Here is a 20,868-nt window from a genome sequence, read left to right on the forward strand (position 1 = left end):
GTATGGGCCGTGAGCCGAACCCGCCCCGCGCCCGAGCCTCCGCAGCCGCTCTCGCCTCTCGTCGATGCCCACACGCACCTCGACGCGTGCGGCGCGCACGACGCCGAGTCGGTGGCGGCGATCCTCGACCGGGCGGCCGCGGTCGGGGTCGGACGGGTCGTGACCGTCGCCGACGACATCGTCGCCGCCCGCTTCGCCGTGGACGCCGCGCACTGGGACGAGCGGGTCTACGCCGCCGTGGCGCTCCACCCCACCCGGGCGAACGCGCTCGACGACGCCACCCGGGCCGAGATCGAGAAGCTCGCCGCCGACCCGCGCGTGGTCGCGGTGGGGGAGACCGGCCTGGACCTGTACTGGCCCGGCAAGCTCGACGGCTGCGCCGACCCGATCGAGCAGGAGGACGCCTTCCGCTGGCACATCGACCTGGCCAAACGGCTCGGCAAGACCCTCATGGTCCACAACCGCGACGCCGACGCCGAGTTGCTGCGCGTGCTGCACGACGAGGGTGCGCCGGAGACGGTGATCTTCCACTGCTTCTCGTCGGACGCGGACATGGCGCGGGCCTGCGTCGACGCCGGTTACCTGCTCAGCTTCTCCGGGACGGTGAGTTTCAAGAACGCCGCGGCGCTGCGTGCCGCGGCCCCGCTGGTGCCGCTCGAGCAGGTACTGGTTGAGACGGACGCTCCGTTCCTGACGCCCCATCCGTTCCGCGGCGCGCCCAACGAGTCGTACTGCCTGCCGTACACGGTGCGGGCGCTGGCGGAGGTGCGCGGCGCGGACCCGGCCGAGCTGGCCGCCGCGACCACCGCGAACGCCGAACGGGTGTACGGACTTTCGTAACGGTGTCGCCGTTCCGAGGCGGCCGGCCCGTGCGGCCGGGACAATGGACGGCATGCACAGCTTCGTCTACAACGCTCAGCCGTCACGGGTGGTGTTCGGGCCGGGAACCGCGGCGCGGGTCGCCGACGAGGTGCGCCGCCTCGACCGCTCCCGGGTTCTCCTGCTCGGTGGTGAGCACGTCCGTCCGCAGGTGGAACTCGTCGAGAAGGCCCTCGGTGGGCTGCAGGTCGCCCGGTTCGACGGCGCCGTCATGCACACGCCGGTGGCGGTCACCGAGAAGGTGCTGGGCCTGGTCTCCGAACACGACATCGATGCCGTCGTCGCCGTGGGCGGGGGGTCGACGACGGGACTGTCGAAGGCGATCGCGGTGCGCACCGGCGTGGACCAGGTGATCCTGCCGACCACCTACGCCGGATCCGAGGTCACTCCCGTCCTCGGGGAAACCGCGGACGGTGTGAAGACCACGCACTCGTCGCCGGCCATCCTGCCCGAGACCGTCATCTACGACGTCGAGTTCACCCTGTCGATGCCGATCCCGATGGCGGTGACCAGTGCGATCAACGCGATGGCGCATGCCGTGGAGGCGTTGTACGCCGAGCATGCCAACCCGATCGTCGACACGCTGGCGCTCGAGGCCATCCGCGCGATCGCCCGGGGCGTGCCGGTCCTCGGCGCCGACGCCGCGGACCGGGAGGGCCGCTCGGATCTGCTGCTCGCGGCGTGGCTGGCCGGCACGTGCCTGAGCGCGGTGGGAATGGGCTTGCACCACAAGCTGTGTCATGTCCTGGGCGGCAGTTTCGACCTGCCGCACGCGCCGACGCACACCGTGGTGCTACCGCATGTGATGGCGTTCAACGCGCCGTCGGTGCCGACCGTGATGAGCCGCATTGCCGACGCCCTCGGCACCCCCACGGCCCCGGCCGGGGTCTTCGACCTGGTGGCGGCGGCGGGCGGCCCGACGACGCTGGCCGAACTGGGGATGCCCGAGGGCGACCTCGACGAGGCGGCGCACCTGGCCACCGAGCGGCAGTACCCCAACCCGCGGGAGGTGACCCGGGTCGGGGTGCGGCGCCTGCTCGGGGACGCCTATGCCGGAGTCCGCCCCGAGTGACGGTGCGCGCGGTGTGTGCTCACTCGGTGTGTGCTCACTCGGTGTGTGCTCACTCAGGGGGCGGTCGGGGGGTTGCGGCGCGGCCGGATCTGCGCGTTCGGCAGCGCCGGCGCGGGTAGCCGCGTCACCTTCCCGGTGTAGCCCTCGACCCGCCCGAAGCGTTCCCCCTCGCGCTGCCACTCGTCCCGGAACGCGACGATCTCGTCGTGGCTACGGCCCACGAAGTTCCACCACATGACGATCTCCTCGCCGAACGGCGTACCGCCGAGCAGGACGGCCCGCGCGGGTTCGTCGGTGAGATTGGTCAGGGGGAGCGTGGGGATTCCGGTGCCGACGTAGCCGAGCGCGGAGCGGGCGAGGACGGTGCCGGCGAGGCGGACGCTGCCGGTGTCGACGAGCAGACCGTGCTCGAACTCGGGATCGACGGCCAGTTCGACGGTCGCGCCCGGGTCGAGGGTGATCTCGGCGCCGAGCAGCGGGGTGAAGGTGTGCACGGGCGACGCGGACCCGGCGAGGGAGCCGAGGAACACGCTCACGGTCGCGCCCTCGATCCGGACGGGTTCGGGGGCATAGTGCTGGAAGTCGCGGGGTGCGCCGCGGTGCGCGTCGGGCAGGGCCACCCACAATTGGACGCCGTGCAGGACCGTCGTGGCCGGCGTGGAGACCTCCGAGTGGGCGATGCCGTGGCCGCCGGTCATGAGGTTCAGTTCGCCGGGGCGGACGAACGCGTGCTTGCCGAGGCTGTCGCGGTGCTCGATCTCGCCGGCGAACAGCCAGCTCACCGTCTGCAGGCCGGTGTGCGGGTGCGGCGCGACGTCCATTCCGCCGGTGGCGGCGACGTCGTCGGGCCCGTAGTGGTCGGCGAAGCACCAGGCCCCGATGAGGGACCGGGCGCGCTGCGGCAGGGTGCGGCGGACCGGCATCGCGCGCGGGCCGCCGAGCGGCACCTCGCGGGAGGTGATGATCTGCACACGGGTGGGGGCGGGCTCGGTTTCGCAGCGGATCTCGGTGGGCTCGGCGTCGACGTTGCTCATCTAGAGGACCTTGTTTCCGTACATCTCGCCGAGGGGGTCGGCGATGAGTTCGATGCGGGCGCCGTCGGGGTCGCGGAAGTACAGCGATACCTCGCTGTGCTCGACGAGCTCGACGCCGGCGTCGGTCAGCTTGGTGCGCAGGCGTTCCCACCTGCCGGGCTCGACGCTGATCGCGATGTGGTGCAGGCCGCCGAGGACCTCCCGGTAGGGCCCGACGTCGAGTCCGGGGAAGTCGAAGAACGCCAGCAGGTTTCCGTTGCCGATGTCGAAGAAGAAGTGCGAGGAACCGGGGTAGTCACGGTTCTCGATCAGTTCGGTGAGAGGGAATTCGAGCACGTCCTGGTAGAAGCGCACGGTGCGTTCGACGTCGCTGCTGACGAGCGCGGTGTGGTGCAGCCCGCGGGCCGACGACGCGGGTCGCTCGTCGACCGACCGGAGGTAACGGCTGCGCAGTTCCTCCCGCAGCGTCGCGGATCGGCGGCTGCGCTCCTCTTCCACGCTGATTGCCACGATAGTGCTCCTTCGGCCGGTGATTGCCCCTTCGACGAGGAGCATACTCCGCATTGTTGATTAATCAACTACTTTTCGGCCTCCGACCTTCCGGCAGCTGGGGCGCTCGGGCACCCCAAGGTTGAACCTTCAACCTTGCGCAGCTACCGTGGACGCGGCTTCGATCGAAGGACGAGCCCCCCACCGCCCGCACCGAAAGGTCATCCCCATGAACAACCCCGTCCTGCGCAACGTCGGGCTGCTCGTCGCCCGAGTGGTCATCGGCATCGTCTTCCTGGCCCACGGCCTGCAGAAGATCAACCAGGGATACTCCGCCACCAAGGCCGGATTCGAGGGCATGGACGTGCCCGTGCCCGCGCTGTCCGCCTTCTACGCCACCTGGGTGGAAACGCTCGGTGGCATCGCCCTCATCATCGGCCTGCTCGTGCCGATCTTCGGCGTCCTGCTGCTGATCAACATGCTCGGCGCGTTCTTCGTCGTCCACATCGGCAACGGCATCTACGTCACCGACGGCGGATGGGAACTCGTCGGGGCCCTCGGCGCGGGTGCGCTGGTGCTCGCCGTCGTCGGCGCCGGCGCCTACAGCGTCGACGCCCTGCTCGCCCGCCGGGTGCGGTTCCTGCAGACCGCGTAGCCGTGGGTGAGGACCGGCGCCCGGGAACCGGGCGCCGGCCTCAGAGCACCTTCGCGAGGAAGTCGCGGGTCCGTTCCTGGCGGGGGCTCCCGAACAGTTCCTTCGGCGTGCCCTCCTCGAGGACGTACCCGTCGGCCATGAACAGCACCCGGTCGGCGACCTCCCGGGCGAAGCCCATCTCGTGCGTGACCACGACCATGGTCATGCCCTCGGCCGCCAGGTCGCGCAGCACCTGTAGCACCTCGCCCACCATCTCCGGGTCGAGGGCGCTGGTCGCCTCGTCGAACAGCATGATGTCCGGATTCATGGCCAGCGCCCGTGCGATCGCGACGCGCTGCTTCTGCCCGCCGGACAGGTTGGCCGGCTTCGCGTCGGCCTTCTCGCTCAGCCCCACCCGGTCGAGCAGGGCGAGCCCCCGCGCCCGTGCCTCCTCCTTGGTCGCCCGCTTCGTCAGCACCGGCGCGAGCACGATGTTCTCGAGGGCCGTCATGTGCGGGAAGAGATTGAAGTGCTGGAACACCATCCCGATGTGGCGGCGCACCCGGTCGATGTCGATCTTCCGGTCGGCGAGGTCGAACCCGTGCACCACCACCGAACCGGCGCTGATGTCCTCGAGCCGGTTCAGGCATCGCAGGAACGTCGACTTGCCCGAACCGGAGGGGCCGATCACGCACACCACCTCGCCGGCGAGGATGTCCACATCGATGCCCTTGAGCACCTCGTTCTCGCCGAACGACTTCTTCAGGCCGCGCACGCGGATCTTCACCTCGCGACCGTCCTCGAGCGGCTGGGCCGCGGCTGCCTCGGTCAACGGTTGATCCTCTTCTCGAGTCGGTCCGACAATTTGGTCAGCGCCATGATGACGACGAAGTAGATCACCCCGATGATCAGCCACATCTGGAACGACTGGAAGTTGCGGGCGATGATGATCCGCCCGGTCTGGGTGAGCTCGGCGATGCCGATCACCGACAGGATCGAGGTGTCCTTCAGCGTGATCACGAACTGATTGATGTACGACGGGATCATGGTGCGCACCGCCTGGGGCATGACCACCTTGCGCATCGCGGGCAGGTAGCCGATGCCGAGGCTGCGGGCGGCCTCCATCTGCCCCTTGTCGACGGACAGGATGCCGCCACGCACGATCTCGGCCATGTACGCGCCCGCGTTGAGCGAGAGTGTGATGATGCCCGCGGTGAACGCCGACATCTGGAATCCGGCCGCGGCCGGGATGCCGAAGTAGATGAAGAAGGCCTGCACCAGCAGCGGGGTGCCGCGGAAGACGTCGACGTAGGCGGTGCCGATCCCGCGCAGGACGATGTTGCGTGAGACCCGCATGAGGCCGAACAGCGCACCGAGCACCAGCGCGATCGCGATCGAGACGACCGACAGCACGAGGGTCAGCCACAGCCCCTCGAGCAGCAGTTGCCAGGTGCTGCGGAGCAGGCCGGGGATGGAGTTGTCGGCCTGCACGGCGCCCTCGCCGAGGTAACTCTCCACGATCTCGTCGTAGCGGCCGTTGTCCCGCAGATTCTGCAGGCCCGCGTTGAACGCGGTGAGCAGCTCGGGATTGCGGCCCTTGTTCACCGCGAACCCGTAGTTCGCACCGGCCTCCTTCTCCGTGACCGTCTTCAGCCCGTTGCCCTGGGCGATGCCGTACGCCAGCACCGGGTAGTCGTCGAAGACCGCGACCGAGTTCCCGGTGCGGACCTCGTCGTACATGCTCGCCGAGTCGGCGAAGTAGACCGTGGTGAACCCGTACTCGCCCTTGATGGACTCGGCGAACGCGGCGCCCTCGGTGCCGTTCTTGACCGCGACGCGCTTGCCTGCCAGATCGGCGTACGACGCGACCTCGTCGTTGCCGGCGAGGACCGCCATCTGCACGCCGGACTCGAAGTAGGGATCCGAGAAGTCGAAGACCTGCTTGCGCTCCTCCGTGATCGACATGCCCGCGATCACGCCGTCGGCCTGGTCGGCCTGCACCGCCTGCAGGGCGGCATCGAAGCCCAGCGGACGAACCTCCACGGTGAAGCCCTGGTCCTCCGCGATCTCCCGGATCAGGTCCATGTCGATGCCGACGAAGTCGCCCTGCTCGTTCTGGAATTCGAAAGGTGCAAAGGTCACGTCGGTGGCGATGACGTAGGTGCGGCCGGCGGCGGGGGACTGCGCCAGGGCCGCCGGGGTGGCAGTGAGCAGCAGCACGCCGAGCATGCCGAGCAGGGTCAGCAGCGCCGCACTCCGCCGCGCCGGCGGACGGTGAATTCGGTCACCCAAAGTAATCCCACCTCTGTAATTCGCGCGTCGTGCGGCACGTTTTCCCGAGCGTCGAATCGACGCTAGCCCGCACCTTCGGTCGCGGCCCGGCTATTGATCGAAAATTACGAATCGTCACCTGTCCCGTTACCGAGAAACTGCAGGTAGAAATGGTGCAGTTGCCGTATCAATGCCGATTCGTTACCGTGCCGTGATCGAAGTTGTCGACAGTGCAGGAATAGCCGTGTCACCTTTCACCAAGATCAACCGAGCGAAATCGCCCACGCTGTACGTGGTCGTCGCCGCACTCTTCCTCACCCTTGCGGCCGGCGGCGTCGCCGCCCTGATTCAGCACAAGGAACTCACCCTCGACGTGGACGGTGAGCGGATCGCGCTCAGCACCATGAGCTCCGAGGTCGGCGACGTTCTCGCCGGCGCCGGCTACCCCGTCGGCGAGCACGACGTGGTGGCCCCGGCCGTCGATGCCGAGGTGTCGGACGGGGACACGGTGGTGCTGCGGCGGGCGCGTGAGGTGCAGCTGAGCGTCGACGGTGCCGAGCGCACGGTGTGGACGACGGCGACGACGGTGGACGAGGCGCTGGTGCAGTTCGAGCTGGCGGCGGATGTGTACACCTCGGCGTCGCGGTCGCACCGGTTGCCGCTCGAGGGTGCCGAGCTCGACGTGGTGAGCCCGAAGACGGTGCGGTTGCTCGACGGCGGTGCGCCGGCGGTTCAGGTGCGGATGGCGGCGCCGACGGTCGGGGAGTTCCTGGCCGCGCACGGGGTGGCGCTCGAGCAGGCCGATTCGGTGGTGCCGGCGGTCGATGCGGCGCTGACCGACGGCCTCGAGATCCGCATCACCCGCGACCGCATCGAAACCCGCATCGAGAACCAGCCGGTCCCCGCGCCCGAGCAGCGCGTCGACGACCCGAACATGACCGAGGGTGAGACCGCGCTCGACAACCCGGGCGCTCCCGGTGAGCGCACCGTGACCCTCGACGTGCACACGATCGACGGCGTCGAGGTCGGCCGCACCGAGAAGGCCTCGACCACCGTCCGGGAGCCGGCTCCTGCGATCGTCCGCGTCGGCACCAAGCCGAAGCCGGCCGTGCCCGCCTCCGGACGCTCCTCCACCTGGGACGCCCTCGCGCAGTGCGAGGCCACCGGCAACTGGGCCGTCAACACCGGCAACGGCTTCTACGGCGGTCTGCAGTTCACCCAGCAGACCTGGGCCGCGTTCGGCGGCACCCAGTACGCGCCGCGCGCCGACCTGGCCAGCCGCGAGCAGCAGATCGCCGTCGCCGAGAAGGTCCAGGCCGCGCAGGGCTGGGGAGCCTGGCCGGCGTGCACCAGCAAGATGGGACTGCGGTAAGAAGTACGGCTTGTGTCCCCACTGACGAAGATCAACAACTCGCGCTCCGTGCTGTTGTACGCCGTCGTCGCGGCGCTCCTGGCCACCCTGGTGGCCGGCGCCGCGACGGCGCTCGCCCGGCACAAGACCGTGACGATCGACGTCGACGAGGACCGGCTCACCCTGGGCACCATGGGCACCGACGTCCGAGCCGTCCTCGCCCACGCCGGCCACCCCGTCGGCGAGCGCGACGTGGTGGCCCCGGCCGTCGATGCCGAGGTGTCGGACGGGGACACGGTGGTGCTGCGGCGGGCGCGTGAGGTGCAGCTGAGCGTCGACGGTGCCGAGCGCACGGTGTGGACGACGGCGACGACGGTGGACGAGGCGCTGGCGCAGTTCGAGCTGGCGGCGGATGTGTACACCTCGGCGTCGCGGTCGCACCGGTTGCCGCTCGAGGGTGCCGAGCTCGACGTGGTGAGCCCGAAGACGGTGCGGTTGCTCGACGGCGGTGCGCCGGCGGTTCAGGTGCGGATGGCGGCGCCGACGGTCGGGGAGTTCCTGGCCGCGCACGGGGTGGCGCTCGAGCAGGCCGATTCGGTGGTGCCGGCGGTCGATGCGGCGCTGACCGACGGCCTCGAGATCCGCATCACCCGCCAGCGCACGGTCCGGGTCACCGAGACTCAGCCGCTCGCGCCTCCGGAGCAGCGCATCGAGGATCCCACCATGAACATGAGCCGGACGGTCGTCGAGAACCCCGGCGTGCCCGGCGTGCACGACGTCACCTTCGCCGTCACCACCGTCGACGGCGTCGAGACCACCCGCGAACAGATCGACGCCGTCGTCACCACCCCGGCGCAGCCGCGCATCGTGCGCGTGGGCGCCAAGCCGGGAACCGAGGTGCCGCCCGTCGAGGACGGCGACGCCTGGGACGCCCTCGCGCAGTGCGAAGCCACCGGCGACTGGGCCGTCAACACCGGCAACGGCTACTACGGCGGCCTGCAGTTCGACCAGAGCACCTGGGAGCGCCAGGGCGGCCTGAAGTATGCGCCCCGTGCCGACCTCGCCACCCGGGAAGAACAGATCGCCGTCGCGAGCCGGATGCAGCGTGCCCAGGGCTGGGGAGCGTGGCCGTCCTGCTCGTCCCGCATCGGCGTGCGTTAGGTTCGGCACGTGCCAGACCACTCACCCGGCGACCCCGGCTCGACCCCCCGCGACGGTTCCGACGTGACCGCCCGCGGTCGTGCCGCCCTGCTCGGTCCCGCCGAGGTGCGCGCCCTCGCGGAGGAGTTCGGAGTCCGGCCGACCAAACAACTCGGCCAGAACTTCGTGCACGACGCCAACACGGTGCGCCGCATCGTCTCGGTCGCCGGCGTGGGCCGCGACGACGTGGTGCTCGAGGTCGGCCCGGGCCTCGGCTCGCTGACGCTCGCCCTGCTCGACGTCGTCGACCGCGTCGTCGCCGTGGAGATCGATCCCAGGCTCGCCGAGCGCCTGCCCGCGACGGTCGCCGACCGCGCGCCCGACCTCGCCGGGCGGCTCGACGTCGTCCTGAAGGACGCCATGCGGGTGTATCCGGCCGACCTGCCGGCCACCCCGACGGCGCTCGTCGCGAACCTGCCCTACAACGTCGCGGTGCCCGTGCTGCTGCACCTGTTCGCCGAATTCGACTCGCTGCGCACGGCTCTGGTGATGGTGCAGGCCGAGGTGGCCGATCGGCTCGCCGCCGAACCCGGGAGCCGCGTGTACGGCGTGCCCAGTGTCAAGGCCGGCTTCTTCGGCCACGTCCGTCGCGCCGGGTCGGTGGGCCGGGCCGTCTTCTGGCCGGTGCCCCAGGTGGAATCCGGGCTGGTGCGCATCGACCGCTACGCCGAGCCGCCGTGGCCCACGGACGAGGGGCACCGCCGCAGGGTATTCGCCGTCGTCGATGCCGCATTCGCGCAGCGCCGCAAGACGCTGCGGGCAGCGCTGAGCGGCTGGGCCGGTTCGGCCGCGGAGGCCGAGCGACGCCTGCTCGCCGCCGGGATCGATCCGTCGACGCGGGGGGAGAAGCTGGACGCCGCTGCCTTCGTGCGGATCGCCGCCGCGCAGTGACGGCGCCGGGCAGGGCCGGTACGCAGTGACGGCGCCGGGCAGGTCGGTTCCGTCGCAGCGCTTGGCAGGCGGGCGGATCTGTGCTCTACTGGTACACGGTCGTTAGGTAGTGTGTTCGTGGTTTACCCCTCGCACATTTCTAGTTGCGAGCGGATGCGAAATTCCCACGGAATCCTTCTCAGCCGTCGAGTGACAGGCCCGGACGACGTCGTGTCGTTCGACGAAAGATGAAGGCCGCACGGCTTTCCGAGATGTATGAGGTTGAAAATGGTTGAAGGTACCGTGAAGTGGTTCAACGGCGAAAAGGGCTTCGGCTTCATTGCCCCCGCCGACGGCTCCGCGGACGTCTTCGTGCACTTCTCCGAGATCCAGGGTCGCGGCTTCCGCACCCTCGAGGAGAACCAGCGCGTGAGCTTCGAGGTCGGCCAGGGTCAGAAGGGCCCGCAGGCCACCGGCGTCACCGTCATCGGCTGACGTAGGTCGAACGCTCGCTGCGCGTTCCCCGGGCAGGTGCCTACTCCGACGGCCTCGTGAGGTCGTCGTGGAAGTGCCGCCGTGAGAGGTGCATCCGAGCAGTGAAGAGGGGCCGGTCCGCAGGGACCGGCCCCTCTTCGTGTCGGTGGGCCGGCGTCGTCGTATCCGGGCGTCGGCGTCGTGTCCTGCGAAAACGTTTCGGCACAACGCTGTTTCGTGGCAGTTCCGGCGATATCGCTGGCGGTGCGGGCGCCGATGTGATCTACTTGCACTCGGTCGTTAGGTAGTGTTCGTGGTTCACCCCTCGCGCATTTCTGGTCGCGAGCGGATGCGATAGCCCACACGGAATCGTTTTCTACCGTCGAGTGACAGACCCGAGCGGCGATGTGTCGCTCGACGAGTGGGGAAGCCTGGTGCTTCCCGAATCTTCTTAGGAATGAACATGGTTGAAGGTACCGTGAAGTGGTTCAACGGCGAAAAGGGCTTCGGCTTCATTGCCCCCGCCGACGGCTCCGCGGACGTCTTCGTGCACTTCTCCGAGATCCAGGGCGGCGGCTTCCGCACCCTCGAGGAGAACCAGCGCGTGAGCTTCGAGGTCGGCCAGGGTCAGAAGGGCCCGCAGGCCACCGGCGTCACCGTCATCGGCTGACACACCCGCCTCACCGGCCGGATGTCACACGAGTTCGGTTCGATCGAATACGTGTGACATCCGGTCATCGCACGCGCCGGCTCAGTCGCTCACAGCGACGGAGCCGGCGCGTTCGTATCGCCGGGCCAGCAGCTCGTGGCGCCGTCCCGCGTGCAGGCACGCGTCCCGCAGTTCCGGCGGATCCAGCACGGTGAAGTCGACGTCGAACGCCGCGAGCCAGCCCGCGATCGACCCGAGCGACGTGCCGCCGAGCGCCACCGCGCAATGGTCGTCGTCGACCGGTTCGAGGGTGCCCCACTGCTCGTCGACCATGGGCGCGATCGACTCGAACGGCGCGTGCAGCAGCACCCGGGCCCGGACCCGGACCGACCCGCGCGCGATGCCCCGGGCCACGAACTCCGCGGCCCCGCCGGGCGGCAGCCCGCGTGTGGTGAACCGCGGACCGGTGGGGATCTTCGGTTCCATCCGGTCGACGCGGAACGACCGCCAGTCCTGCCGGTGCAGATCCCACGCCACCAGATACCACCGTGCCCCGGAGCGCACCAGCCGGTACGGCTCCACCTCCCGCCGCGAGAATCCGCCGTCGTGCGTGCGGTAGTCGAAGCGCAGCCGCTCGTGTGCGTGGCACACCGAGGCGACGGCGGACAGCAGGCCCGCGTCGGCCGCGGACGCGGCCGGAGCCTGCTCGACCACGTCCACCCGCAGCGCTTCGAGCCGGTGCCGCAACCGCGACGGCATCACCTGCCGCAGCTTGGCCAGGGCGCGGCCCGAGGCCTCCCCGATGCCCGTCACCGAGCCGGTCGCGCCGGACTGCAGCGCGACCGCCACCGCGACGACCTCCTCGTCGTCGAGCAGCAGCGGCGGCATCTCCGCACCCGCGCCGAGGCGGTACCCGCCGCCGACCCCGACGGTCGCGTCCACCGGGTAGCCGAGGTCGCGAAGCCTGTCGACGTCGCGGCGCACCGTGCGGGTGGTGATCTGCAGGCGCTCGGCGAGCTCGGTGCCGGACCAGTCCCGCCGGGTCTGGAGCAGCGACAGCAGGCGCAGCAGGCGAGCGGACGTTTCGCGCATGGCCCGAGCATGCCAGTGAACGAGGACAGCCGTCGTCCGCAATCGGTTCCGCGCGGGTGCGTAAGCTGTATATCCGTGCTGTCCGTCGTTCCGAGCCCCGTCACCGTGCGGGCGCCGTCCAAGGTGAATCTGCACCTCGCCGTCGGTGACCTGCGCGACGACGGATACCACGAGCTGCGCACGGTCTTCCACGCGCTGTCGCTGAGCGACGAGGTGTCCGTCGCCCGCGCCGACACGCTGAGCCTGCGGGTACGCGGTGCCGACGCCGCGGCCGTGCCCACCGACGCCGGCAACCTCGCGTGGCGGGCGGCGGCCCTGCTCGCCGAGCGCGCCGGACGCGCACCCGAGGTCGCCATCACGATCGACAAGGGCATTCCCGTCGCGGGTGGCATGGCCGGCGGCAGCACCGATGCCGCCGCCACGCTCGTCGCCCTCGACGCCCTGTGGGGGCTCGGTCTCACCCGCGACGACCTCGACGAGTTCGCCGCCGAACTGGGCAGCGACGTCCCGTTCTGCCTGCACGGCGGCACCGCCATCGGCACCGGGCGCGGCGAGCGCCTGGTGCCCGTGCTCTCCCGCGGCACGTTCCACTGGGTGCTGGCCCTCGCCAAGGGCGGCCTGTCCACCCCGGTGGTGTTCCGCGAGCTGGACCGGCTCCGGGCCGAGGGCTCCCCGCCCCGGGTCGGCGGACTCGACAGTCTGCTGCAGGCGCTTGCCGCCGGCGATCCACACGCGCTGGCGCCGCTGCTGGGCAACGACCTGCAGGCCGCTGCCCTGTCGCTCGAGCCCGCGCTGCGGCGCACCCTGCGCGCGGGCGTGGAGGCCGGGGCCCTGGCGGGCATCGTCTCCGGGTCCGGACCCACATGCGCGTTCCTGTGCGCCGACGCCGCCGCGGCGGTGACGGTGAGCGCCGAGCTGGCCGGAGCCGGCGTGTGCCGGACGGTGCGCGTGGCTTCCGGGCCGGTACCGGGCGCGCGCGTCGTCGACAACTCCCACCACTGATCTCTCGGAAGGCATTGCTCCGCGTGGCGAATCTGATCAACCTCGAACAGGTCTCGAAGTCCTTCGGCATCAAGCCGCTGCTGGACTCGGTGTCCCTCGGCGTGCAGGAAGGTGAACGCATCGGCGTCGTCGGCCTCAACGGCGGCGGCAAGACCACCCTGCTCGAGGTCCTCACCGGCCTCGAGGAGCCCGACTCGGGCCGGGTCAGCCGGGTGGGCGGGCTGCGCATGGCGGTCGTCACCCAGCGCGGTGTTCTGCCGCCCGGGTCCACGGTCGGGCAGGTCGTGCTCGGGCCGTTGGGTGTCGCCGAGCACGAGTGGGCCGGCGACGCCCGGATCCGTTCCGTCCTCGCGGGCATCGGCGTCGACCGGCTCGGCCTCGATGCGCTCGTCGACGGTCTCTCCGGCGGCGAGCGACGGCGCGTCGCGCTCGCGGCCGCGCTCGTGCAGGACCTCGACCTGCTCGTGCTGGACGAACCCACCAACCACCTCGACGTCGAGGGCGTGCAGTGGCTCGCCGAGCACCTGCTCGCCCGGCGCAGCGCCCTCGTCGTCGTCACCCACGACCGGTGGTTCCTCGACACCGTCGCGACCCGCACGTGGGAGGTCGTGAACGGGCAGGTGGAGAGCTACGAGGGCGGCTACAACGACTGGATCTTCGCCCGCGCCGAGCGGGCCCGGCAGGCCGATGCGATGGAGGAACGGCGCCGCAACCTCGCGCGCAAGGAACTGGCGTGGCTGCGGCGCGGGGCTCCGGCGCGCACCTCGAAGCCGCGCTACCGCATCGAGGCGGCGGAGTCGCTGATCGCGAACGTGCCGCCGCCGCGGGACACGGTGGCGCTGGCGTCGTTCGCCAAACGGCGCCTCGGCCGGGTGGTCATCGAACTCGAGGACGCGACGCTGACCACCCCCGACGGCCGGGAACTGGTGCACGACCTCACGTGGCGGCTCGGCCCGGGCGAGCGGATCGGCCTGGTCGGGGTCAACGGATCGGGGAAGACGACGCTGCTGCGCACCCTCGCCGGGGAACTCGAACCGGCGTCGGGTCGTCGCATCCAGGGCAAGACCGTCGAGATCGGTTGGCTGCGACAGGAACTCGACGACCTGCCCACCGACCTGCGGGTGCTCGACGCGGTCAAGGACGTGGCTGAGCGGATCACCCTGGGGGACAAGGAGATCTCGGCCGGCCAGCTCGCCGAACGGCTCGGCTTCACCCCGGCGCGGCAGCGCACCCCCGTCGGCGACCTCTCCGGCGGCGAGCGCCGACGGCTGCAGCTGACCCGGGTGCTCATGGCCGAACCGAACGTGCTGCTGCTCGACGAGCCCACCAACGACCTGGACATCGACACCCTGCAGCAGCTCGAGGACCTGCTGGACGGCTGGGCGGGCACCATGGTGGTCATCTCCCACGACCGCTACCTGATCGAGCGGATCTGCGACTCGACATGGGCGCTGTTCGGCGACGGCAGGCTCACCAACCTCCCGGGCGGGATCGACGAGTACCTGCGCCGTCGCGCGGCGCTGGGCGACGGGGACATCCCGTCGTCGGCCTCCACCGTGGCAAAGGCGTCGACTCCGGATCAGATTGCGGCGCAACCGAAGCGCGACGGTGCGGCCGAGCGCGCCGCCCGCAAGGAACTGGCACGGCTCGAGCGGAGCGTGGCGAAGCTGACCGAGCGCGAGGAGAAGCTGCACCACGACCTCGCCGACGCGGCCACCGACCCCGATCGCCTGCAGAAGCTCGACGCCGAGCTGCGCAGCGTGGTCGCGGAGAAGGAGGCCGCCGAGGAGCAGTGGATGGAGCTGGCGGGAGAACTGGAATAGGGACCGGTTACCGGACGGTCTCCGGGACGCGATAGTCGTAGATCCAGCGCTGGTTGTCCCGACGGGACGCAGCGCGCAGGATCACCGGCAGGGCCGCGTCGCGCAGCATCCGGCGGACCGGGCCCACGGACTTGTAGCTGCCGTTGCGCCTGCCCTGCTCCACGATTCGCTCGACCCGGCCGCGGCGCAGGCGCTCGTAGGCCGCGAGCGCGTCGGCGGTGCCGGGGATGTCGCGCAGGCACCGGGCGAGCACGAGGGCGTCCTCGACGGCCATGGATGCACCCTGTCCCGACGACGGCGAGGCGGCGTGCGCCGCGTCGCCGACGAGCACCATACGGTCGGTGCGCCAGGTGGGGACGGTGGGCAGGTCGTAGGTGCTCCATCCGCGGACGATCTCCTCGGTGGCATCGACGATCCGCAGCGCGGGACCGGCGTCGGCGGCGAAGAGGGTGCGCAGTTCGTCGCGCCACCGATCCGGGGTGAGCGCGGCGAGGTCCCCGGGGGCCGGTTCGGTGCGCCGGCCCGGGTTGGCGAACCACCACACGTCACCGTCGGGGTGGGCGAGGTACCCGAAGAAGCACCGCGCGCCGAAGACGAAGTGCGCCGTGCCCGGCTCCACGTCGAGCCGCAGGCCCTTCGCGAACCCGCCGGTGTTGAGGAGGCCGAGGTAGCGGGGCTCGGGGGCGTGGGGGTCGAGGACCGCGCGCGTGCGGGAGTGCAGCCCGTCCGCCCCGATCAGCAGGTGCGCTTCGGCCGACGTGCCGTCGGTGAAGTCGGCCCGCACACCGTCGCCGCAGGGGCGGGCGTCGGCCAGGCGTTTGCCGTATTCGATTCGCACGCCACGACGCAGAGCCTCGTCGCGGAGCGCTCGATAGAGGTCGGCGCGCCGGAGGGTGCGGCTTGCCGCGCCGAACGAGGTCACGCCGCCGTTGTCGAACTCGGCCAGTAGTTTCCCGGTGCCACTGCAGATGCGCATCCGGCGGGTCTCCATGCCGAAGCCGGCAAGGTCGAGGTCGAGCAGGTGCAGCGCCTCGAGGCCGTTGGTGGCGACGGTGAGGAACGCGCCCACGCCGTCCGCCATCCGGTCGTGCCCTTCGTAGACGACGGGGTGGAGTCCCGCCTGCTGAAGCGCCATTGCCGTGACCGGTCCGGCGATGCCCGCTCCGATGATCGCTACGGTCTTAGTCATATTTACACTATACATAAAATGACCATGACGGACGGGTGGATATGCTCCACCGATGGCCACACCGCGCAGATCGGTCCTCGCCATGGCGTTGTTGTCGATGCTCTCCGAGGAACCCATGCACGCCTACCGGATCCAGCAGCTGATCAAGGAGCGGCACAAGGACGACGTCGTCAACGTCGCGCAGCGCAACAGCGTCTATCAGACACTGGACAGGCTGCTGCGCGACGGCCTGATCGAAGTGCAGGCCACCGAGCGGGCCGAGAACCGCCCCGAGCGCACCACCTACCGGCTCACCGAGCCGGGGCGCATGATCCTGCGGCAATGGCTGACGACGATGCTCGCCGAACCGGCACGCGAATTCCCGGAATTCCCGGCCGCTCTGGCATTTCTGCCCAGTCTCACCCCCGACGAGGCAGCCGCAGCATTGCGGGCGCGCGTCGCGGCGCTCGAGCGGAACCTGGAGGCGCTGGCCGCCGGCCTGGCGGACGCGGCCGCGTTCCTGCCGCGGTTGTTCGTCGTCGAGGACGAGTACCGGCGGGCCGTGCTGGCAGCCGAGCTCGGCTACGTGCGCGCGCTCACCGACGACATCGCCGCGGGCCGCCTGCGCTGGTGAGCGCGCGGGCGGCCCGCCCCGAGCCGCCTACAATCCCAGCACCTTGCTGATGATCTCGTTCATGATCTCGGTGGTGCCGCCGCCGATGCCGAGAACGCGGGCATCGCGGAAGTGGCGTTCGACCTCGCTCTCGCGCATGCAGCCGAGGCCGCCGAAGAGCTGCACCGACTCCATCACCGCGTGGTCGCACACCCGGACGGCGAAGTTCTTCGCCATCGACGTCTCGAGCAGCATCGCCTCGCCGTTCATCCAGCGTTCGGCGACGGAGCGGCAGAAGGTGTGGGCCGCAGCGATCTCGGTTGCCGTCTCCGCGAGCCGGTGGCGCACCACCTGACGGCTCGACAGGGGCCGGCCGAACGTCTCGCGCGAACGGACCCACTCCACCGCCAGGTCGTAGCAACGCCGCGCGGTGGCGACGGCCTGGAACGCGAGCGAGAGCCGCTCGCCCTGGAACTGCTGCGCGATCTGTGCGAACCCGCTGTTCTCCTCGCCGATCAGGTTCGCGACGGGCACCCGCACGTCGTCGTAGAACAGCTCGGCGGTGTCCGAGCACAGCCAGCCCATCTTGTCGAGCTTGCGCGAGACCGTGAATCCCGGTGTGCCGGTGGGCACGACGATCAGCGAGATGCCCCCGGCTCCCGCCGCACCCGTGCGGACGGCGGTGGTGACGAAATCGGCACGCGTGCCGGAGGTGATGTACAGCTTGGCGCCGTTGATCACGTACTCGTCGCCGTCGCGGCGGGCGGTGGTCCGGATGCCCGCGACGTCGGAACCCCCGCCCGGCTCGGTGATACCCAGCGAGCCGATCATCCGGCCCTCGAGGGCGGGCCGGGCGAACCGCTCGATCAGGTCCCGGTTCCCGGACGCGACGATGTGCGGGGTGGCGATGCCGTGGCTGAACAACGCGGAGATCAGGCCGGACGAGCCGCCCGCGAGGATGATCTCCTCGAGGATCGCGAGCATGTCGAGCGGGTTGCCGCCGGAACCGCCGTGCTCCTCGGCGACCGAGGCGCCGAGCAGCCCGGCGTCGGCCGCCGTGCGGTGCAGCTCGGGCGGGACGGCGCCCTCGCGCTCCCAGGTGTCGAGGTGCGGGAGGATCTCCTTGCGGGTGAAGTCGGCGGCGAGCCGGCGCAGCGCGGCCCGCTCGGGGGTGTCCCAGGTTTCCCTGTTCAACGTCGTGGTCATCGTCCGCTCCAGACGGGTGTGCGCTTCTCCATGAAGGCCATGACGCCCTCGAGGGTGTCGGCGCTGGTGGTCAGTCGGGCCAGGGCAGCGTCGGTCGCGGCCCACGCCTGTTCCTCGGACGGGACGATGCCGTCGACGATCCCGCGCGCGATCGTCTTGCTCGTCTGCACGGCCAGGGGTGCGCCGGCGGCGACGAGGTCGGCGAGTTCGAGCGCGGTGGTGAGGAGGTCGGTCCGCGGAACGACGCGGTTGACCAGACCCCAGCGCAGCGCGTCGGCCGCGGCCATCGGCTTGCCGGTGAGCACGAGCTCCATCGCGACGGCCCGCGGGAGGGCTCCGACGATCCGGAACACGCCGCCGGCGCCGGCGATGAGGCCGCGGTGGACCTCGGGCAGCCCGAATTCGGCGGTGTCGGCGGCGACGACGAGGTCGCTCGCGAGGGCGAGCTCGGTACCGCCGCCGAGGGCGGTGCCGTTGACCGCCGCGACGATCGGCTTGGTGATGTGGTGCCTGACCACGCCGGCGAAGCCCCAGTGCGCGGTCTCGGGCGGGGTCACCCCACCCGGGCCGGCGGTGCCGAGCGCCTTGAGATCGGCGCCGCCGCAGAACACGCTGCCCCCGGCGCCGGTGAGGACGACGACGCGCACGTCCGGATCCTTGTCGGCGCGTTCCCACGCCTCGCCGAGGCCGGTGTGCACGTCGGCGTTGATGCTGTTGGCGGCCTTGGGCCGGTTGATGGTGACGAGCAACGTGTGGCCGCGCTGCTCGACCAGGACGACGGGCTCGGTCATGCGGGGGTCTCCTCGGGGACGGGGTCGGTCAGGGTGACGGTGAGGGCGCCACCGCGGTCGACGACGTGGACGGAGCGGCCGGCGAGGTCGGGACCGCCGGCGAGCACCGCCGCGCCCGCCGCATCGGTGTAGCCGGAGACCCGGCGGCCGTCGGGGGTGGTGCCCACCAGGAACCCGATCGCCGGGTGGCCGTCGCGCCCGTATTCTGCGGTGGCCGTGTGGATCTCGACCTCTCCGGTGTAGTCGGCGGCGAACTCGGGTGCGGTGGCGGTCAGCACGCGGGGCTCGGGGTCGCCGACGTACCCGCGGGTGTGCGGGGCGGCGGCGAGCACGACGGTGTGCTGGTAGGTCAGGTAGCCGCCGTTGCCGTGGACGAGGGCGATCTCGGCGTCGGTGCGCAGCCGGCGCGTGACGGCGACGAACGAGTGCAGCGTGTAGCTGTTGAGCGGTCCGCCGAAGAACGAGTGGCCGCCGGTGACGCTCGGGACGGTCTCGCGGGGCAGGCCGAGGTGCTCGATGAGCAGCTTCGGCACCACGGGGAAGCAGCTGTAGGCGTCCACGATGTCGAGGTCGGCCGGCCGGAGATCGGTGCGTTCGAGGGTGCGGGCGAGGGCGTCGGCCAGCGCCGCGGACCGGCCGAAGTCGGCGCGGGCGAGGATGTCGGCCGGCTCGGTCGCGCCCGCACCGCCCCACACGTACACGATCCGGTCCTCGGCGACGCCGAGCTCGCGGGCGGTCGCGAGGGAGGTGACGACGACGGCGGCCGCCTGGTCGACGAACGGCATCGCGTTGAGCAGCAGCGGGTACGGGGCGGTGACCATCCGGTTGCGGGGGCCGACGGCGGTGATGTCCTCGGCGGTGCGCAGGTCCGGGTTCCAGGCGGCGGGGTTGCGGCCGGCGATCTCCGAGAACGCGGCGTACAGCTGGGCGGACCAGGCCAGCGACTCGTCGCGGGAGTGACCGAGTTCGTGGCTGAGCCGGGTCTCGAACAGCGGGTAGACGCGCGTGGGTGCGATCATCCCGGCGCGCTGCATGGCGGGGCTGCCGAGGTCGTCGGGGTCGAACGCCGGCGGCCCGCCGGGGTCGGTGGTCCAGCCGAGCGTGGCCGGGTCGGTGCCGGTCTTCGTCGCGGCGGTGACCGAGGCCTGGGACTCGCCGCCGACGAGCAGCGCGACACCTGCGGCGCCGGTGGCGATCTCGTGGGCGATCCGGTCGAGCAGGGCGGCCGGCCAGTGCCCGCCGATGGGGCTGGTGTGGGTGCGGACCGCTGCGGCGCCGAGACGCGCGGCGAGCAGGGCGGGCAGGTCGTCGTACGCCCAGCTCGCGGTCTTGACGGCGTACACGGAGTCGATGCGCTGGGCGAGTCCGTCGGCACCGGAGTCGGCGAGGGCGGCCACGGCGGCCTCGTGGATCAGGTCGAGCGGTTCGCGGGGGTCGGCGGGGGCGCCGGCGCGTCCGGAGCGCAGGTCGCCGACGCCGACGACGACGGGTACCCGGGCAGGGTCGGTCATGGCGGTCCTCGGGGGAGTTGTCCTGGGATCGGTCACCCGCACACTAATACGGACTGATTCAGTCTGTAAATGGGGTGGGGTGTCTGGCACACTGCAGACCGTGACCGAGCCGACCGTCCGTCGCCGGGGCCGACCCCGCGACGCCGACCTCGAGGACCGCGTCTACGACGCGGTGATCGAGGTCTACTCCGAGACCAGCTGGCGCGGCTTCACCATCGACGCGGTCGGCAGGCGCGCCCGGGTGGGCCGCGCGGCGCTGTACCGGCGCTGGGCCACCAAGGACGAGTTGCTCGTGCAGGCCCTCGAGGCGCGCAGCCCGCTGCCGGTGCCGATCGACACCGGATCGTTGCGCTCGGACCTGGTCGAGCTCGTCACCCAGCTGCTGCGCGGCTACCGCACCACGCCCGGGCTGGTGAGCCTGCGCGTCGCGCTCGACGCCCGCGTGCACCCGGACCTGCTGGCCAACCTGACCACCACGCTCAACCGGAGCCGCCTCGTCGCGGCCCGCACCATCGTGCTGCGGGCGGTCGAGCGGGGCGAGCTGCCCCCGGCGGTCTCGGTGACTCTGCTGCTCGAGATGGTCACCGGCGCGGCGCTCAGTCACGTGCTGTTCTCCCTCGCCGACCCGGGATCGGCGGCGGACGACGACGCCTATGCCCGCACGCTCGTCGACGCCGCGATCCGGGCGCTGGTCGCGGAACGGGAACACGATCCAGGTGCCGTGACCTAACTGCAATCG

At 71.0% G+C, this 20,868-nt stretch carries 21 protein-coding genes; 12 read left to right on the forward strand and 9 right to left on the reverse strand.

Annotated features, from left to right (window positions below; all coding sequences use genetic code 11):
• The first annotated feature begins 9 nt into the window (after nucleotides 1–9).
• Nucleotides 10–840 (forward strand): TatD family hydrolase, encoded by an 831-nt coding sequence (locus ISO16_RS24615; RefSeq protein ID WP_072634611.1) that lies wholly within the window; start codon nucleotides 10–12, stop codon nucleotides 838–840.
• 52 nt (nucleotides 841–892) lie between these two features.
• On the forward strand, nucleotides 893–1,951 hold the full coding sequence (locus tag ISO16_RS24620; protein WP_230304431.1) for a maleylacetate reductase: 1,059 nt from the start codon (nucleotides 893–895) through the stop codon (nucleotides 1,949–1,951).
• 53 nt (nucleotides 1,952–2,004) lie between these two features.
• Here ISO16_RS24620 and ISO16_RS24625 read toward each other — a convergent pair whose 3' ends face one another.
• The gene (locus ISO16_RS24625) at nucleotides 2,005–2,985 is read right to left on the reverse strand and encodes a pirin family protein (protein ID WP_072634613.1); all 981 of its coding nucleotides are present in this window, start codon (nucleotides 2,983–2,985) and stop codon (nucleotides 2,005–2,007) included.
• A complete protein-coding gene (locus ISO16_RS24630; RefSeq protein WP_072634614.1) occupies nucleotides 2,986–3,495 on the reverse strand; it encodes a VOC family protein in 510 nt (169 codons plus the stop codon). It abuts the gene before it with no gap.
• Nucleotides 3,496–3,703: 208 nt separating this feature from the next.
• Between ISO16_RS24630 and ISO16_RS24635 the strand changes: the two genes are divergently transcribed.
• Nucleotides 3,704–4,129 carry a DoxX family protein gene (locus ISO16_RS24635; protein WP_006944906.1) on the forward strand — a complete coding sequence of 142 codons (426 nt, stop codon included), beginning with the start codon at nucleotides 3,704–3,706 and terminating at the stop codon, nucleotides 4,127–4,129.
• Nucleotides 4,130–4,169: 40 nt separating this feature from the next.
• Here ISO16_RS24635 and ISO16_RS24640 read toward each other — a convergent pair whose 3' ends face one another.
• On the reverse strand, nucleotides 4,170–4,940 hold the full coding sequence (locus tag ISO16_RS24640) for an amino acid ABC transporter ATP-binding protein (RefSeq protein ID WP_003937827.1): 771 nt from the start codon (nucleotides 4,938–4,940) through the stop codon (nucleotides 4,170–4,172).
• Nucleotides 4,937–6,337, reverse strand: coding sequence for an amino acid ABC transporter substrate-binding protein/permease (locus ISO16_RS24645; RefSeq protein WP_230304613.1), 1,401 nt, complete (start codon nucleotides 6,335–6,337; stop codon nucleotides 4,937–4,939). The genes ISO16_RS24640 and ISO16_RS24645 overlap by 4 nt, the downstream gene beginning before the upstream one ends.
• Nucleotides 6,338–6,623: 286 nt before the next feature.
• On the opposite strand from ISO16_RS24645, the gene ISO16_RS24650 reads away from it, so the two are divergent.
• The 5 genes from ISO16_RS24650 to ISO16_RS24670 all read left to right on the forward strand — a co-directional run bounded on the left by ISO16_RS24650 (nucleotide 6,624) and on the right by ISO16_RS24670 (nucleotide 10,944).
• Nucleotides 6,624–7,751 (forward strand): resuscitation-promoting factor, encoded by a 1,128-nt coding sequence (locus ISO16_RS24650; protein WP_072634615.1) that lies wholly within the window; start codon nucleotides 6,624–6,626, stop codon nucleotides 7,749–7,751.
• 12 nt (nucleotides 7,752–7,763) lie between these two features.
• Nucleotides 7,764–8,891 (forward strand): resuscitation-promoting factor, encoded by a 1,128-nt coding sequence (locus tag ISO16_RS24655; RefSeq protein ID WP_072634616.1) that lies wholly within the window; start codon nucleotides 7,764–7,766, stop codon nucleotides 8,889–8,891.
• Between the two features lie 9 nt (nucleotides 8,892–8,900).
• Complete coding sequence (gene rsmA / locus ISO16_RS24660) at nucleotides 8,901–9,821, forward strand: 16S rRNA (adenine(1518)-N(6)/adenine(1519)-N(6))-dimethyltransferase RsmA (protein WP_072634617.1); 921 nt, start codon at nucleotides 8,901–8,903, stop codon at nucleotides 9,819–9,821.
• 267 nt (nucleotides 9,822–10,088) lie between these two features.
• Entirely contained in the window at nucleotides 10,089–10,295 is a 207-nt protein-coding gene (locus tag ISO16_RS24665) for a cold-shock protein (protein ID WP_003937832.1), read from the forward strand.
• Nucleotides 10,296–10,737: 442 nt separating this feature from the next.
• Nucleotides 10,738–10,944: a cold-shock protein gene (locus ISO16_RS24670; RefSeq protein ID WP_003937833.1), complete on the forward strand. Its 207-nt coding sequence runs from the start codon at nucleotides 10,738–10,740 to the stop codon at nucleotides 10,942–10,944.
• A gap of 81 nt (nucleotides 10,945–11,025) precedes the next feature.
• On the opposite strand, the gene ISO16_RS24675 is transcribed toward ISO16_RS24670, so the two are convergent.
• Nucleotides 11,026–12,015 carry a helix-turn-helix transcriptional regulator gene (locus ISO16_RS24675; RefSeq protein ID WP_072634618.1) on the reverse strand — a complete coding sequence of 330 codons (990 nt, stop codon included), beginning with the start codon at nucleotides 12,013–12,015 and terminating at the stop codon, nucleotides 11,026–11,028.
• A gap of 75 nt (nucleotides 12,016–12,090) precedes the next feature.
• Between ISO16_RS24675 and ISO16_RS24680 the strand changes: the two genes are divergently transcribed.
• Nucleotides 12,091–13,017 (forward strand): 4-(cytidine 5'-diphospho)-2-C-methyl-D-erythritol kinase, encoded by a 927-nt coding sequence (locus tag ISO16_RS24680; protein ID WP_006938943.1) that lies wholly within the window; start codon nucleotides 12,091–12,093, stop codon nucleotides 13,015–13,017.
• A gap of 23 nt (nucleotides 13,018–13,040) precedes the next feature.
• Nucleotides 13,041–14,840, forward strand: a complete 1,800-nt coding sequence (locus tag ISO16_RS24685; protein WP_043800361.1) for an ABC-F family ATP-binding cassette domain-containing protein — start codon at nucleotides 13,041–13,043, stop codon at nucleotides 14,838–14,840.
• Nucleotides 14,841–14,847: 7 nt separating this feature from the next.
• On the opposite strand, the gene ISO16_RS24690 is transcribed toward ISO16_RS24685, so the two are convergent.
• Nucleotides 14,848–16,029, reverse strand: coding sequence for an FAD-dependent oxidoreductase (locus ISO16_RS24690; RefSeq protein ID WP_072634619.1), 1,182 nt, complete (start codon nucleotides 16,027–16,029; stop codon nucleotides 14,848–14,850).
• A 52-nt stretch (nucleotides 16,030–16,081) separates the two neighbouring features.
• Here ISO16_RS24690 and ISO16_RS24695 point away from each other — a divergent pair, with 52 nt between their 5' ends.
• Nucleotides 16,082–16,642, forward strand: coding sequence for a PadR family transcriptional regulator (locus tag ISO16_RS24695; RefSeq protein WP_029542097.1), 561 nt, complete (start codon nucleotides 16,082–16,084; stop codon nucleotides 16,640–16,642).
• A gap of 27 nt (nucleotides 16,643–16,669) precedes the next feature.
• Here the strand turns inward: ISO16_RS24695 and ISO16_RS24700 are convergent, their stop codons facing one another.
• From ISO16_RS24700 to ISO16_RS24710, 3 genes are read right to left on the reverse strand one after another with little or no spacing between them, the layout of a single operon-like run.
• Nucleotides 16,670–17,827 carry an acyl-CoA dehydrogenase family protein gene (locus tag ISO16_RS24700; RefSeq protein WP_072634620.1) on the reverse strand — a complete coding sequence of 386 codons (1,158 nt, stop codon included), beginning with the start codon at nucleotides 17,825–17,827 and terminating at the stop codon, nucleotides 16,670–16,672.
• Nucleotides 17,824–18,618: an enoyl-CoA hydratase-related protein gene (locus ISO16_RS24705; protein WP_072634621.1), complete on the reverse strand. Its 795-nt coding sequence runs from the start codon at nucleotides 18,616–18,618 to the stop codon at nucleotides 17,824–17,826. The genes ISO16_RS24700 and ISO16_RS24705 overlap by 4 nt, the downstream gene beginning before the upstream one ends.
• Complete coding sequence (locus tag ISO16_RS24710) at nucleotides 18,615–20,129, reverse strand: acetyl-CoA acetyltransferase (RefSeq protein WP_072634622.1); 1,515 nt, start codon at nucleotides 20,127–20,129, stop codon at nucleotides 18,615–18,617. The genes ISO16_RS24705 and ISO16_RS24710 overlap by 4 nt, the downstream gene beginning before the upstream one ends.
• A gap of 100 nt (nucleotides 20,130–20,229) precedes the next feature.
• Between ISO16_RS24710 and ISO16_RS24715 the strand changes: the two genes are divergently transcribed.
• Nucleotides 20,230–20,859 carry a TetR/AcrR family transcriptional regulator gene (locus tag ISO16_RS24715; RefSeq protein WP_029542101.1) on the forward strand — a complete coding sequence of 210 codons (630 nt, stop codon included), beginning with the start codon at nucleotides 20,230–20,232 and terminating at the stop codon, nucleotides 20,857–20,859.
• Nucleotides 20,860–20,868 lie beyond the last annotated feature (9 nt).

Source organism: Rhodococcus sp. M8 (genome assembly GCF_015654185.1).
Lineage (GTDB): Bacteria > Actinomycetota > Actinomycetes > Mycobacteriales > Mycobacteriaceae > Rhodococcus > Rhodococcus aetherivorans.